Origin of the sequence: Allochromatium tepidum, assembly GCF_018409545.1 — a bacterium.
GTDB lineage: Bacteria > Pseudomonadota > Gammaproteobacteria > Chromatiales > Chromatiaceae > Thermochromatium > Thermochromatium tepidum_A.
In genome coordinates this window covers 3,174,231-3,187,423 of sequence record NZ_AP024563.1, presented here as the reverse complement: position 1 = coordinate 3,187,423, position 13,193 = coordinate 3,174,231, and the positions used below count along the sequence as shown (strand labels likewise).

Below are 13,193 nucleotides of genomic sequence, written 5' to 3'. Positions count from 1 at the left end.
TCGTGCGCATCTGTGTGGTCTGCGAGGGGCAAACGGAGGTGGAGTTTGTCAAGACGACCCTCGCCCCCTATTTTTCCTCTCATGGTATTTGGGTCCATCCTTCGATTTTACGGGCTCCATCGGGAAGGCACCGGGGCGGACGGGTCTCGATTGAACGGCTGGTTAACTTCATTGCGCACGAATACCACGACGCTGAAAGACTTACGACGCTGGTTGACTTCTACGGCTTTGAAGACCGCAGCGGCAGAAATCCTGAGGAACTGGAGACGGCAATTCGGCAAGCATTGGTCGAAAAAATCGGCGAAGACGCGCAGCGACTGGTTCTTCCTTATTTGCAGGTTCATGAATTCGAGGCCTTGCTGTTCTCTGACCCGAGTGCGTTTGAGTGGGTCCTTGACGAATGGAACGAGAAGGCCTACCAGCGCCTACTGGCAGTCAGGCAAGGCTTTAATACACCGGAAGAGATCAACGACCGCCCAGAGACGGCACCTTCGAAGCGAATAGAGCAGATTTTGCGCAGCTACTCCAAACCAGAACATGGGCCAATCATCGCCGAAGCAATCGGCATCGAAAGGATGCGCCAGGAGTGTCCGCGCTTTAACCGCTGGATCGAAGATTTGCGGGCATGGGGCAATGACGGGAAAGATCGTCCATGACCGCCCCGCCCACCCCCGCCCTGGATGGCGCGCTGCTGTTGCTCGAAATCCTGCGGCGCATTCCGCGCCAGCGCTACACCACGAGCGTGCACCTGCATAACCAGCTGGTCGCCGCCGGGTTCGACCTGAGCCTGCGCACCATGCAGCGACATCTGGACGCCCTGTGCAGCCGTTTCCCCATCGAGTGCGACACGCGCAGCAAACCCTTTGGCTACCGCTGGCGGGAAGGCGTTGAGGGTCTGCATCTGCCGCTTCTCACTCCATCCGAAGCGCTGACCATGCAACTGGCGCGGCAGGAGATTGCCAGCCTCTTGCCCGCCCGCACCGTCAAGACCCTGGCGCCGCTGTTTGCCACCGCCCGCCAGACGCTGGAGGATAGTCCAACGCCCTCAGCCGCCCGCCGCTGGCTGGGCAAGGTCAAACGCCTGCCGGAAAGCCAGCCGCTGTTGCCGCCGCGCATCGCCCCGGATGTGTTCGAGGTGGTAAACGAAGCGCTCTACGAGGAACGCAAGCTCGACCTTGCCTACCGCAACGCGCGTAACCAGCGCAAACGCGCCATCGTCTGGCCGCTGGGGCTGGTGCAGCAAGGCGTGCGGCTGTATCTGGTCTGCCGCTTCGAGGGCTATGACAACGAACGCATCCTGGCGCTGCCGCGCATCCAGCAAGCCAGGGCGCTGACAGAAACCTTCCCCTGGCCCAAGGGCTTCGACCTCGAACGCTACTGCGCCGCCGGGCACTTCGGCTTGAGCCAGGGGCGGCAGGTGCGTTTGTCGTTCCTCATCGACAAGGCCGTGGGACAACATCTGGTCGAGTCCCCCTTGTCCATGGACCAGACGGTGGCCGAGCGCGATGGCCGGCTGGCGGTCACCGCCACGGTGGAGGAAACCGCGCTCCTGCACCGCTGGCTGCGCGGCTGGGGCGAGGCGGTGAGCGATATCGAGATGGCGCCGGTAGGAGAGCCAGAGGAGCAGTGAGCGAGGTGACTGCGCTTTACGAGTCGCCGCCGCCCTTCGATGCTGACTCGAAGTGTTCCCATGTTTGTTCTCACGGTTTGGCCTTTGTTTTGCGAGGCAACGGCGCGGCTTCGCGCCCGTTCGCTAGCTTCTGCGTCGAATAGCGAGCATTCCGAGCTATTCCGCACCCTTGGCTGGTGATGATCGCGCCTGGATGCGATGTCAAGTCCCCGCTGATTATCGAGCCGAAGAATGATCAGAAGGGGCTTCGTGACAGGCTGTCGTTTCACGCCTCAGCGACCGCTTGGTCACGAATAGGATCGCGGGGACGGCATTTATCTTTTGGAGCGGATTTTACCGGCCAAATCTGACCAATCGGGGGATTGCTGACGTCTCAGCTGACTGTATGGGCGTCGCACTTCGTTTGTATGCCAGGCATAAATAGTTTGAACCCTCTTGCCATCCACTTTAGTCTCAGCCAGCGGATAGCCTAAGCGCTGGCCCTTCACGATCCGATGAGCGGACAGCCACGGCTGCACCTGATCGTCATTGAGCCGCTCTTGCAGCACTTGCAACGCCTCTTTGAGTAGGCTGTCCTGAGCGGAATCGTCTAGAAATGCACCTTCTTTTTCTGTCCGTATCCGAACTGCTTTCCGCGTAATACGCACGCTGCCCATACCTAGCGGTCGCCCTAGGCCGAGTTTGTGGGCATAGTCGTCCTCCTTTCCGCCATCCGCAAGCAGGTGCGGTTCCAGCACGGCAAGCAAGGCACCTAGTTCCCAGAGACGAAGTCGGGCGAAGCGAATGGAAAAGCGAAAACGGGTTCCAGAATCACAGACAAATCTAGCCAGTGTCGCCTGATCGGAATTGATGATGTCTGTGTCGCTGGCTGTAATGTCGGACTGTTTTGTGCTTGGCTGATGGCGATAGAACTTGCGCCCGGCCAATTCGCCGCCCGAATCGCCCGGCAGGTCGCCGTAGGTGTTGAGCGGATTTTTGGAATCCGTGGGTTGCTGAAGATAGAACTCCCAGGCCGAGGGCTTGGGCTGACCGAGAATCTTCAGCGGGATGCAGTAGCCGCGCGCCGGGTCGCCGAGAAAACGCGGCGTTCCGTCGCTGACGGCATGGTTGATGGCGATGCGTCCGGCCAGACGCTCAAAGACATCCTTGCCAACGGGGTTGGTCTTATCGTCGCGCACATAGCCGAACAGCAGACGGGCGCCGGTGAGACGTTCGGGTTTGCCGGCGGTTCGTTCGTCGGCGAGCGGCGTCAGACAGGCGCGGAGCTGGCCGTTTTGTTCGCGGATGGATGAGGTATAGGCCCAGCGGTAGCGGAAGTGATGGCCGCAGGAGACGACCTTGGATTGCTGCGTGACCCTGCTCTGGGAATCGGTGGTCAATTCGACGTAGATCAGTTGATTAGGCGAGAAGTCGGCGTGCTGGCGAATCGCGGCGGCGACCTCACCGACCCCGACCTTGAAGTTTTTGCTATTCGGGTGCGCCGTCAGATGACCGATTTCGTCATCGGACAAAACCTTGCGCTGATCGTCCAGATAGCGTTGATACAACTCGGCAGGAAGATGTAATTGCAGACCGGCTTTCTGCGGCACGAATGCGTCCGGATAAGTCCGGCTGCGCGGATTGAACGCCTCGGCCAATAAACCCTCTCCGTCGATGCCACCTTTGTAAGTGACGCGACGGTACGTCGTTTGAGACGGGGGATTGTCGCCCTGTCGCACAAACTGCACCGCGCGTCGTGCATCGTCGAAGACTTCGATATCCCAACCGCCATCGCGGGCCGCCACGACGCGCGCCGGTCGCACGACATAGCGTTCCTTGATGCCGAATTTGTTGAAATCGAGATTCGGTCGATAGGTGAAATGCCGTTCCCCGACCCGCTCCATCGGCGCCGAGGTCAAGGCACCCAGACTCTGGCGAATCATGCCCTTCAACGCACTGCCCGCAATCACGACACGGCCATCGGGCAAGCGCAGCGGCTCGGCGATCTGTTTTTCCGGCGAAATCTCGCCAAAGCCCCAGCGCTGCAAGTCCGGCTGATTGGCGTTTTGTGCCTGATAGCGCACATTGCCGGGAAGCACCGGAGTCAGGGCTTCGAGCTCGCAGAGAATCTCGCCCGACAGCAGATCACCGTTGCCGGATCCGTCATGCCAGACCGGTTCGTCCGTGACTGCATGCTTGATATCGATTGGCACGAAGCCGTAGGGCAATACGGTAGGATGCGTATTCGGTACACTATCGGCTTTTACTGGTTGGTGCCGATTTTTTTGCACGCTTTTGATGAAATCTCCGCTAATTTCAAGACATACTGCCAATCCAACTGATATATCACCCCCCGTTCCCTTGCTGACCAATTTCAGCGGAGCAGCCCAGTTACGACCATCTTCTTTTTTCGCGACAAAGGAAACCATCTCGGTTTCATTCTTGCTCGTAAATTTTCCCTTGATTTCAGTTTCAATCCTCATGCCTTTGCCTCCTTAATGCTCAACCGCCACGCCACCAGACGCCCGAACTGCCGGTAGCCAATGGCCCACAGATCCGTATTCAAGGATTCATCCGGCAACCCGAATCGCTGGCGATCACGAATGGGATGTACCGGAAACGCCTCGCGTCTGAACTCGGTGCCGGATGTCTCCTCGATCCGCGTCCAGATCGAACCGCCCGCGTCGCGCGCCACGACATGCAGTGCCGCATCGGGCCAGAACAACCGGGCCTCGTTGAGTCGCAGGTCAGCCGGCCAGGACGGCACTCCCTGTACGAGTGGTTCGAAATCCTGACGGCGTCCACTGTCATTGGTCAGTGCTACATGTCGGGGATCCGGATCGGCCCAGGCCAGCAGCGGCGGTGCTTTGCCGGCCTCATCGGCGATGATCTCCATCACCGTGCGCGTTTCTTGTTGCGTTTGGATGCGCAATCCACAGGTGTTGCCCGTCATACTCCGTCCTCCTCGCCGTCAAAACGGTCGATCTGCCAGCGCAGCCAACCATGCCCGCGCCACTGACCGCCGCCTATGCCGATCTGGCCATGTTCCGCCAGCGCCAACAGTTCCCGGAGCGCCTGCCGTTGCTCCGGACGCGCCCCTTCGAGCACCATCCGCCAGCGGAAGCGTCCCTGCATCACTGCCACACGGTCGAACTTGCCGGACCCATAGGTACTGGCGGTGAATTCGTCCTCGGCATGATGCTGGAACCATGCCAGGCGTAGCTCCGCGTCCGGATCGGGGAAGGCATCCTGGATCAACAGTTTCGCGCTCTGCTGAGTTGTGCCGAACAGCGTGTCGACATCCTCCGTGCCCTCTCCCCTGGTTCGCCGCCGTCGCGCCAATGCATGACGCAGCGGTCCGCGCAGACTGGAGCCGGGAATGTAGGGTAGACGCTGGTCATCGCCTTCCCTGACACAGGTGACGACGGTGAAATCAGGATCGAACAGGCTGTCGCGGGCCTCTTCCGCTAAACCATCGGGCGCCATGAAGCGGTCGTTCCAATGGGCGATGAGTTCGTCGCCGGCATGACCACCGATGGACAGGCTGTCCAACCCCCAGACGCTTTCCCCATCCCCATGCCAAGCCGGCCTGTAATCACCCGCCGTCAGTGTGCCGCTGATTTCGCACCAGTCCGGCAATGGCGTGGCGGCCGGCTTGATCGGCCGGGCCAGCGCCTGAAACTGCGCCGCGATATAGCCCGGATAGTCATTGGCATCACAGGCGCACGGCCACTGCTCCAGGTGTTCGCTCGTCAGGACATATTCCCGACCGTTCTCCAGCCGCAGCCAGCCCAGGCCGCGCGCCACCTCGCGCCCGAGCAGACAGCGCCCGGCGGCCCAGTGACCAAGTACCTGACGCGCCAAGTCAGCGGCTTGCGCATCGCGGGAAGTATCGACTTCCAGCAAAAACGGCCAGCGGATGCCGGGCGGCAGGGTCTCGACATCGAACAGCATGCCGGTTGCCGCGGCGCCGGTGCGGGGATCGATGGCCACATGCTGGCGCACGACCGGACGAGTCTCGGCGCGCGGATGGCTGTTGAAGCAGCGCCAGACCGAGGGCTGACGGCCGTCAACACTGCCCGAGATCGTTTTAGGCACAGGTTCAGGCTCATCGCGCCGCATCCGGCGCAGGGTCGCCACCAGCGCCCCCGCCAGTCCGCTGCCGCGCAGCGTCGGACGATTCGATCCGTCCAGACAAAAGGGGCTGTCCACGCTGGCGGTCGGGTCGTCGCGGCCACCGACGCTCAGGAATGAGTCCTGCACCAGGGTTCCCATGAAAAGTGTGCGATAGGGCTGACTCATGAGCGTCCCTCCTTCGCCTTTAGAACGCGCCATTGCACCAGATAGGCGATCAGTTGGCGTTTTTCGGTCAGCGTGCGGCAGTGTGCCAGCGCCTCCTTCAGCGCCGGCAGCGGGAAGGTTTCCTTCGCCCAGGGTTTACCTCCCTGCGGACGACGGGTTGGCGCCTGCTCGATTTCATCCAGTAACGCTTGCAATTGCGGCTCCGTTTCCACCGCTCCAGCTTGCGAGCGTAGCCACTGCAACTGGCTCAGACTCGGGCCGCCAGCATCGCTGATCCGATCCGCAAGTTCCCGCGCTCGGACCAACAGTTCCTCGTTGCGATTCGTCTTCAGCACTTCCGGTTTGCCCGGCGGCTTGCCCAGCCGGTCCGAAGGGATCGGCTGAAGCCCGATCAGAAACTGCCCGAATCCCTCGTCGGTGCGCTCGCCGAGGGTCCCCATCCGGATCAGCGCGCGGGCCAGTGCGCCACTCCCCGTTCCCGTGATACGCCAGCAGGAGCCACGCCGCAGTGCCAGAGCCGGGGCACGGGTCAGGCCGGTGACGGCATTGAAGCCGTGCACGGGTGTGGTCTCGACCACCTCGGTGAGGATCCTCCAGTGGTCCTGAACGTCGATCTCCACCAGTCGACACAGATGCTCCAGCCTGAGGTTATCGAGAAACCCCAGCCGTTCGCCGCGCACGATGGCCTCGCTCGTCAGAGTCAGGGTCCAGTCATCCCCAAGCACAGGCGGTTGGGGTGGCGTCGGTGTCGGCTGCACCGACACGATACAGGTCGGCTGTCCGCCGCGCCCGATCGCCAGCCAGTCCGTGCCGGCAAGTACGGGGGCGAAGACGTCGAGAAAGTCCTTGACGGCGTCGGCGTCGACGCCCTGCACATCGACCTGAAAACAGGTGCTCTCGGCGATCTCCTCCAGGCTGAAGAGCCGGGCGTCTTCGTCGGACTCCCGCTTGGGCGTGGCATTGCGCAGCCGCACCCGCATGGCAGGACTGTAGCGTTGCCAATTCGTGCCATTCGCCATGCGGCACAGATACTCGTGCGCACCGGGGCGTTTGCGCTTTTCCTCGGCCTCAGGCATGTTGCCCAACGCATCGAAGGTAGCGGCGCTTGCCGTACCACCGGCCCACCAGGGAAGCGCCGGATCGCCGCCACGCGGTTTATCGGTCAGGAGCGACAGCGGGATGGGAATGACCTGCTCGGCGCCGTCACACCCTTCGGGCAGCGGCCGCGCATCGCCGACGGAGAGACGCTCGAACAGTTTGAGCCGATCAGCCTGCCCGTTGTGAATCGCCCAAGCCATGAGCGCGCCGCGCAGGGTCTGGCCGCGAATGAAGGAGTGGCTCTTGATCAGGTTGCCCGGATGTCCGGTCGCCGGCAGACACAGAGGCTCCAGATTGCGCAAAACCAAGCGCACGGATCGCATCGATTCCATTGGGAGCGGGCCGGGGGCGAAGGTGATCGGATCCCAATCGAGTTTCACCAGCCCACCGCCGCGATTGCGTGCCCCACCGAGGCGGTCGACGCGCTTCAGGAGTCGTGCGAGCAGCGGTTGCAGTCGGGCATCGGCCAGTCGCAAGGTCGCCTCGAAGCGCGTCCCCGCCGCCACATGCTCGATGAAGCGCAGGGTATCCGGCTGGGGCGCGCGGCCGTTCTCGACGCGCTGGGTCGAACCCCAGATCAGCGTCTTCCCCTCTGCTCCATCAGGCACGTACAGCGAGGTCAGACGCAGGGCGCCGCGCCCTGTACCCTGTGTGCCGAGCAGCGCGTGCAGGTCGTCGGTTGTCAGTGCGCCAAAGGCGATAAGTTCCTCACCGGCCTCGCGCAGCAATCCCTTGAGATGACTGGCGCGAATCACCGGCTGCCCGCGGCGGTCGCGTTGCACCAGGGCGTCGATGTCGCCGCCGCCGGTGCCGGAGCCGGTGTGCAGGTCTTCCAGTGTTTCGACGCGGAGTCGGCTGAATGCCGGAGCCGTTGTGGTATCGGTCATGCGCTTTCCGCTCCGAAAAGTCTCAGATAATCTCAACTATCTGTTATTTTCTTCCTGCTTCATCGAGGCTGGTTTCACGCTGCCGAGGCAACGCCAGAGCCGTCCTCTCCACAGGCTGACACGGTAGAGCTTACCGCGTAATTGGCGAGGTTAATCGCCGCATTCAGGTCTCGGTCGATGGTTAGGCCGCATTCGCAGCGCAGGGTCTCGACACCGAGAACGATCTCAGGGTGGTGCCGGCCGCACTGCGAGCAGGTCTTACTGGATGGAAACCAGCGGTCTGCCACCACGACCGTTGCGCCGGTCATGGCCGCCTTGTACTCGATCTTGGTGCGCAGCGAACGAAGGCCCGCATCGCTGACCGAGCGGGCAAGACGCCTGTTCGCGGCCATGCCTTTGACGTTCAGATCTTCAATGCCGATGACATCGAACTGCGTGGTCAGATGGTGACTGAGCTTGTGCAAGGCATCTTCGCGGATGTCAGCCAGGCGCTTGTGCAGTCTGGAGAGCTTGGTTTTCGCTTTCTTCCAGTTCGCACGGCCTTTGCGCTTGCGGGCCAGGGAACGATTGAGTCGGCGCAGACGCCCGTCCAGTCTGCGGTGCGGTTTTGGTCCTGGGATGGATTCGCCCGTGGAGAGCGTCGCCGGCGCCTTCAGGCCGAAATCTACGCCGACCACGCCGGTGGATTCCTGGTGGAGCCGCTCATCGGTCTCGACCAGGATGGAGATGTACCAGCCATCAGCCAGGCGGCTGACCGTGGCGGACTGGATGCAGCCGGGGAAGCGCAATTCCTCGCGCATCCTGATCCAGCCGATGATCGGCAGCTTCACCCGCTTGCCGTCGACCTGCACGGCCGACACGCCTTTCTTGGGTGGGCCGTTGTCCGCGCGGAAAGCGTCGTGGAGGCCTTTCTGCTTGAACTTCGGATAGCCGCAGTCCTTGCCTTTTTTACCCGCCTTCACCTTACGGAAGAAGTTGGAGAACGCCGTTCCAGCGTTCTTGATGGCCTGCTGCGGCGCGTTCTTGGTGACGTCCAGTGCCCACGGGAACTCGACGGGCTTGATGGCGTTGTATTGCTTGCGCAGCGCCGCCTCATTAGGTTTCAGGCCGGCCTCGTACTGCGCCTTCCATTCCGCTAATGCCCAGTTGTAGGCATGGCGGGCGACGCCGCACGCCTTGGCGAAATAGGTCGCCTGTTCCTGGTTGGGGTCGAGCTTAATCTTGTGGGCGCGCCGCATCGTAAATTCCCAGATCTTCGGCCATCATGTCCGCCGAGGCTTGCAGGTCGTGCAGCAGCTTGCGGTGTTTCTTGGAGCGGCTACCGTAGAGCCGAGCGGAAAAGACCGTGATGATTTCCAGAACGTCTTGGGCCAAATCTTCCTCGAAAGACGGCTGATCTCCCTTGTGGATGATGACGATCTCAATGCCCTGAATCTCACACAAGGCAAAGACAAGCTCCGAGCCGAAGCGTAGCAGCCGATCCTTGTGAGTGATGACCAGCCGCCGCATCCGGCGGCGCAGGATCATTTCGAGCAGGCGTTGCAGTCCTTTCTTGCGGTAGTTCATGCCTGAGCCGAGATCCCGGATGACCTCAGTGCGCCAACCTTTCGCGGCGCAGTAGGTTTCCAGCATCTCGTGCTGGCGATCTAAGTCCGCTTTCCGGTCATGGCCCGAAGCGCGGGCGTAGCAGACGGTCGGAGCGTCGGTATCACCGAGGGCGAGCAGGTCCGCTACCGCGTAGTAGCGGGTGCCGCCTTTGGTTTTGCGAGCCGGCAGCAGTTCTCCGGTCTTCTCCCATTTGCGCAAGGTTGCCGGAGTTGATCCGATAAGGGACGCGGCTTCGCCGATCTTGACTAATCTCCGTTCCATAGTGCTAGATTACAGCACATTATTGTAGATTAAAAGTATCTGTTATGAACCCTCACCTCAACCTCTCTCCCGGAGGAAGAGGGGCTTTGGTCCTGCCGTTTGCCCAGGTGTTCGATCTCGCGGAGGCCGATGATGTCGAGCGCGCGGGTGAGATAGAAGGTCTGGTCCCCCTGGGCAGTGGGCTTCCAGAGTGCGCCATCGTTCCAGGCCAATCGGGCGCGCACGGATTCGGGCAGCCGGGCAAAGGCCATCTCCGCCATCAGGCGCCCCTGCTCGCAGGCCGCACGCAAGGCGCGCAGTGACGAGCGAGCCGCTTTGCTCTCATCTTGAGTGTCACCGGACTCGCCAGGCTTTCGCGGGGCGTCGAGTTGCTGTGCGTCCCTGAGCAATTCATCGAGTCCTTCCGCACCCAACACGCGATAAGGCCGCCCGGTCAGCAACAGGGTGTCGACTTGCCCATTGACCTGATACTGAATGCGCTCGGTCTGGCGTCGTGCCTCGGCGACATCGGCAAACCAGGACTGGGTGACGACCTGCCAGTCGATGACCGAGGATGTTTCGCCAGTGGACAGCAGGGCGCGATAGAGCCGCTTGGCGCTGGAGGCCAGATCCTCAGCCAGCTCATGCAGCCGATGCAACGGGTAGCTCTTCCGGGCGATGGCCGCACCGATGGCAACGGTAAGCGGTTGGCCGTCGGCGAGGGTATAGCGGGTCAGTTCCTCGGCATAGTGGCGCGCGAAATCGAGTGCTCGGTCAGCACGGCAGGCCAGCAGCAGATCATCGCCGCCGAGCATCAGGATTTCGTAGGGGCGCACGCCGCCCGGTTCGGTGAACGTCTTTGTCAGCGCTGTGACGACCGCTCGCCGCACCGCAACGCGCATGCTGTGAAAGAACGCCTCGCCGTGCGCCTCCTTGACGACCTCATTTTGAGACTTGGCTTGGTCGCGCCACGACTTGTAGCGTTTGCCGATGCCGTTGCCGTCGGCGTGGATCAGTGCCAGATAGCCGCCTGCCGCCAGTTGCGCCAGATCGTCGGGCTCCTGCCAGTCCATGGCGCGGTCGGGATAGAGCGTGGGACGCAACAGGCCGATGATGTCTTGCGTGCATCCTTTATAAAACCAGTCGCCCCACTCCAGGCGATAGCGTACCGATTCGCCTTGCCAGTAGCCCTTGTCGTTGCGCACCGACGCCGGCCCTTGCCCCGTCTCCTGGCACACCTGCAACACCGGCAGATCCAGGAGGGCGGTTTCATGCGGATCGCGTGGCTGACGCGGGGGCGGTTCCTTCGGCTCGGGAAACGGATCGATCCGTGCCTCGTAGAGCACCCCCGGCAACCGCTCGGCCAGCACCGCCTCAGCCTGTTCCAGAAAGCGCTCGGCGGCTGATTCATCATCGAACAATACGATGAAATGCCCGCCATCGCGCGCCAGAATGCCGCGCTGATAGAGGGCCGCCGGGTCGTCGCGGTCGGAAGCGTCGGTTTCGGGCCGATCCAGCGGATCATCCGCTGTGCCCTGAAGCCTGATCTCCTTCGGCCAGTCGAGCCGGCTGCCCTGATTCGCCGGCAACGCCGGCAGCTCATGCCGCATGGTCTGCCCGATCAGGGCATTGGCGCCGAGCATGGCCTTGAGGCGCGGCACCTCGAAGATGAAGGTCTGAACGCGCTTGAGTTCGAGGGTGAGTTTAACGGTTGGAGTACCCATCGCCGGTCAGCCCCTGATGACGCGGTTGAGAAGATCCGCCAGATAGGTGCGCATGATGTCCACCAGATCGGGCATGCCCAGCTCGTCCAGCAGCGTGGCGATGCGCTCGGTTGCCAGGAATCCGTCCCCGAACGGTCGTGCCGCACCGACGATCAGGCCGCGTTTTTTCAGACAGGTCTCGATCTCGCCCAAGGACACGGCCTGATCCGCGCCATGCGCCAGCAGATTGCGATACTGTCGAGGACTCGTTCCCCACTGATCGCTGTTATAGGACATACAGACCTGGATGAGCGCCAGGGCCGCCGTCCGCTGTCCGCCATCCGGCTCGGCCATCCACTTGGGCCACTCCCAGGTCAACCCATTGATGCGATGCCGATCGAGGCCGTCCGAATGCGATGGTGCGGGGGCTTTGTCCTCGAAACGGCGTAAATAGCCGGCCTCGTCGGACAGCAATGGATGATCCTGGGGAATGGTCCCCAACAGGCTCTCATTGGCCCGATCGAACTTCAGTCCCAGCGCACGGATCCGGGCATCGCTCGCCATGAGTTTCCAGGTGGCGGATTCGACGAACGGCCCCATCCGCAACAGCGCGCCCGTCAGATCGCCCATGCATAGGCGTGTCTCGACCTGAACGGCATGCAGGACGAAGGGCTCGACCACGCGCCCCTTGATGTGCAGCGGTTGCCCCGGCAGCTCCAGCAGCGACCCCAGACGGTTGCACACCGCGTCAGCCCATGAGCACTGACCGGCGCGCCGTGCCAATCCATAGGCGCCGGCATAATCACCGGCCCGCAGCGCCTCGGTACAGTGAAAACGCAGCGTCTCGCGCTCGGCGACGCGCTCCCCGTAGTTCAGGACCGAAGCGGCGACAGGGGCATCCCGGCCTCGCCGCTCGGATTGATCGAGCAGCGTGACATGCGGCTGCCCGACATGAATCGCCGGCACACGCTCGATGAGCGGCTTGAGCGGCGGCATTCCGCCGCTGGTGGTGACCAGCACGCGCCGCTCGTCCGATCCCGTGCCGCTCCAGAGTGACAGGGCCGCATTCAGACGCTCGACCACGCGCCCCTGTGCTTCGGACTCTTCCATCGCCTCGCGCTCGGTCAGGATGTCGATCCAGGTGGCGCTTCCCGACGCGAAGGTTTCGGGCAGCCGACCGTCGCTGTCGAGCCAGGTCAGTCCCAGACGTTCGGCCAGATAGCGTGCGACCAGGGGACCGGAAGCGATGGGTTCGTCTCGCGCTTCGGGGCCGAAATCCTCGGCGCGGCGTGTGTTGAGCACCAGTACCGACACTGTGTCGCGACCGATGATCTCGTGCACCTTATCGGCCAGCGGCGCGACCTTGGGACAGTAGAGCGGCAGCCGTTCCTCTTGGTCGTTGGGGATGGTGTCCGCCTGCGGCGACAGGCGATAGTCCGCCGGGTGCAGCGCGGCCAGAAATTCGTCGTCGGCGGGATCGTGCTCGAACTCGAAGCGCAGGCGGTCGGCCGGTTCACGCTCGATCAGGGGCGGAATTTCAGGATCGAAGCGAATCCGCTCGCGACGCAGAAGTGTCAGGAGTCCCTCGTGAGTCTTGCGTACCCCGCCACGCCCGAGCTGGAAGCGCTGCGGTCCTTGCCAGAGTCCATTGTCGTCCTTCGTCCAAACCGGACACTGCACATCGGTCACACCGACCGAGACCAACCATAGCCAACGCATACCGGCTCTTCCTCCGCTTCAATCGAT

10 protein-coding genes are annotated in these 13,193 nt (G+C 62.4%); 2 read left to right on the top strand and 8 right to left on the bottom strand.

Going from position 1 to position 13,193, the window contains the following annotated elements:
• Nucleotides 1–2 precede the first annotated feature (2 nt).
• Complete coding sequence (locus tag Atep_RS15330; protein WP_213379343.1) at nucleotides 3–656, top strand: DUF4276 family protein; 654 nt, start codon at nucleotides 3–5, stop codon at nucleotides 654–656.
• A complete protein-coding gene (locus Atep_RS15325) occupies nucleotides 653–1,630 on the top strand; it encodes a helix-turn-helix transcriptional regulator (protein WP_213379341.1) in 978 nt (325 codons plus the stop codon). Before Atep_RS15330 ends, Atep_RS15325 begins: the two co-directional genes overlap by 4 nt.
• 314 nt (nucleotides 1,631–1,944) lie before the next feature.
• Here the strand turns inward: Atep_RS15325 and Atep_RS15320 are convergent, their stop codons facing one another.
• From Atep_RS15320 to Atep_RS15285, 8 genes are all read right to left on the bottom strand, one after another.
• Nucleotides 1,945–4,092, bottom strand: coding sequence for a TIGR03986 family type III CRISPR-associated RAMP protein (locus Atep_RS15320; RefSeq protein ID WP_213379340.1), 2,148 nt, complete (start codon nucleotides 4,090–4,092; stop codon nucleotides 1,945–1,947).
• Nucleotides 4,089–4,562, bottom strand: coding sequence for a hypothetical protein (locus Atep_RS15315; RefSeq protein WP_213379338.1), 474 nt, complete (start codon nucleotides 4,560–4,562; stop codon nucleotides 4,089–4,091). Before Atep_RS15315 ends, Atep_RS15320 begins: the two co-directional genes overlap by 4 nt.
• A complete protein-coding gene (locus Atep_RS15310; RefSeq protein ID WP_213379336.1) occupies nucleotides 4,559–5,911 on the bottom strand; it encodes an RAMP superfamily CRISPR-associated protein in 1,353 nt (450 codons plus the stop codon). The genes Atep_RS15315 and Atep_RS15310 overlap by 4 nt, the downstream gene beginning before the upstream one ends.
• Nucleotides 5,908–7,896, bottom strand: coding sequence for an RAMP superfamily CRISPR-associated protein (locus Atep_RS15305; RefSeq protein WP_213379334.1), 1,989 nt, complete (start codon nucleotides 7,894–7,896; stop codon nucleotides 5,908–5,910). Before Atep_RS15305 ends, Atep_RS15310 begins: the two co-directional genes overlap by 4 nt.
• 74 nt (nucleotides 7,897–7,970) lie before the next feature.
• A complete protein-coding gene (locus tag Atep_RS15300) occupies nucleotides 7,971–9,134 on the bottom strand; it encodes an RNA-guided endonuclease InsQ/TnpB family protein (RefSeq protein ID WP_213378537.1) in 1,164 nt (387 codons plus the stop codon).
• On the bottom strand, nucleotides 9,112–9,765 hold the full coding sequence (locus Atep_RS15295; protein WP_213378536.1) for an IS607 family transposase: 654 nt from the start codon (nucleotides 9,763–9,765) through the stop codon (nucleotides 9,112–9,114). Before Atep_RS15295 ends, Atep_RS15300 begins: the two co-directional genes overlap by 23 nt.
• A 29-nt stretch (nucleotides 9,766–9,794) precedes the next feature.
• Nucleotides 9,795–11,468, bottom strand: coding sequence for a Cas10/Cmr2 second palm domain-containing protein (locus tag Atep_RS15290; RefSeq protein ID WP_213379332.1), 1,674 nt, complete (start codon nucleotides 11,466–11,468; stop codon nucleotides 9,795–9,797).
• A gap of 6 nt (nucleotides 11,469–11,474) precedes the next feature.
• On the bottom strand, nucleotides 11,475–13,166 hold the full coding sequence (locus tag Atep_RS15285) for a hypothetical protein (RefSeq protein WP_213379330.1): 1,692 nt from the start codon (nucleotides 13,164–13,166) through the stop codon (nucleotides 11,475–11,477).
• Nucleotides 13,167–13,193 lie beyond the last annotated feature (27 nt).

What these genes read in the sequence shown, in the direction of transcription:
- Atep_RS15300 (WP_213378537.1), bottom strand. Translation starts at nt 9,134, where the DNA reads ATGCGGCGCGCCCACAAGATTAAGCTCGACCCCAACCAGGAACAGGCG.
- Atep_RS15305 (WP_213379334.1), bottom strand. Translation starts at nt 7,896, where the DNA reads ATGACCGATACCACAACGGCTCCGGCATTCAGCCGACTCCGCGTCGAA.
- Atep_RS15320 (WP_213379340.1), bottom strand. Translation starts at nt 4,092, where the DNA reads ATGAGGATTGAAACTGAAATCAAGGGAAAATTTACGAGCAAGAATGAA.
- Atep_RS15310 (WP_213379336.1), bottom strand. Translation starts at nt 5,911, where the DNA reads ATGAGTCAGCCCTATCGCACACTTTTCATGGGAACCCTGGTGCAGGAC.
- Atep_RS15325 (WP_213379341.1), top strand. Translation starts at nt 653, where the DNA reads ATGACCGCCCCGCCCACCCCCGCCCTGGATGGCGCGCTGCTGTTGCTC.
- Atep_RS15290 (WP_213379332.1), bottom strand. Translation starts at nt 11,468, where the DNA reads ATGGGTACTCCAACCGTTAAACTCACCCTCGAACTCAAGCGCGTTCAG.
- Atep_RS15295 (WP_213378536.1), bottom strand. Translation starts at nt 9,765, where the DNA reads ATGGAACGGAGATTAGTCAAGATCGGCGAAGCCGCGTCCCTTATCGGA.
- Atep_RS15285 (WP_213379330.1), bottom strand. Translation starts at nt 13,166, where the DNA reads ATGCGTTGGCTATGGTTGGTCTCGGTCGGTGTGACCGATGTGCAGTGT.
- Atep_RS15315 (WP_213379338.1), bottom strand. Translation starts at nt 4,562, where the DNA reads ATGACGGGCAACACCTGTGGATTGCGCATCCAAACGCAACAAGAAACG.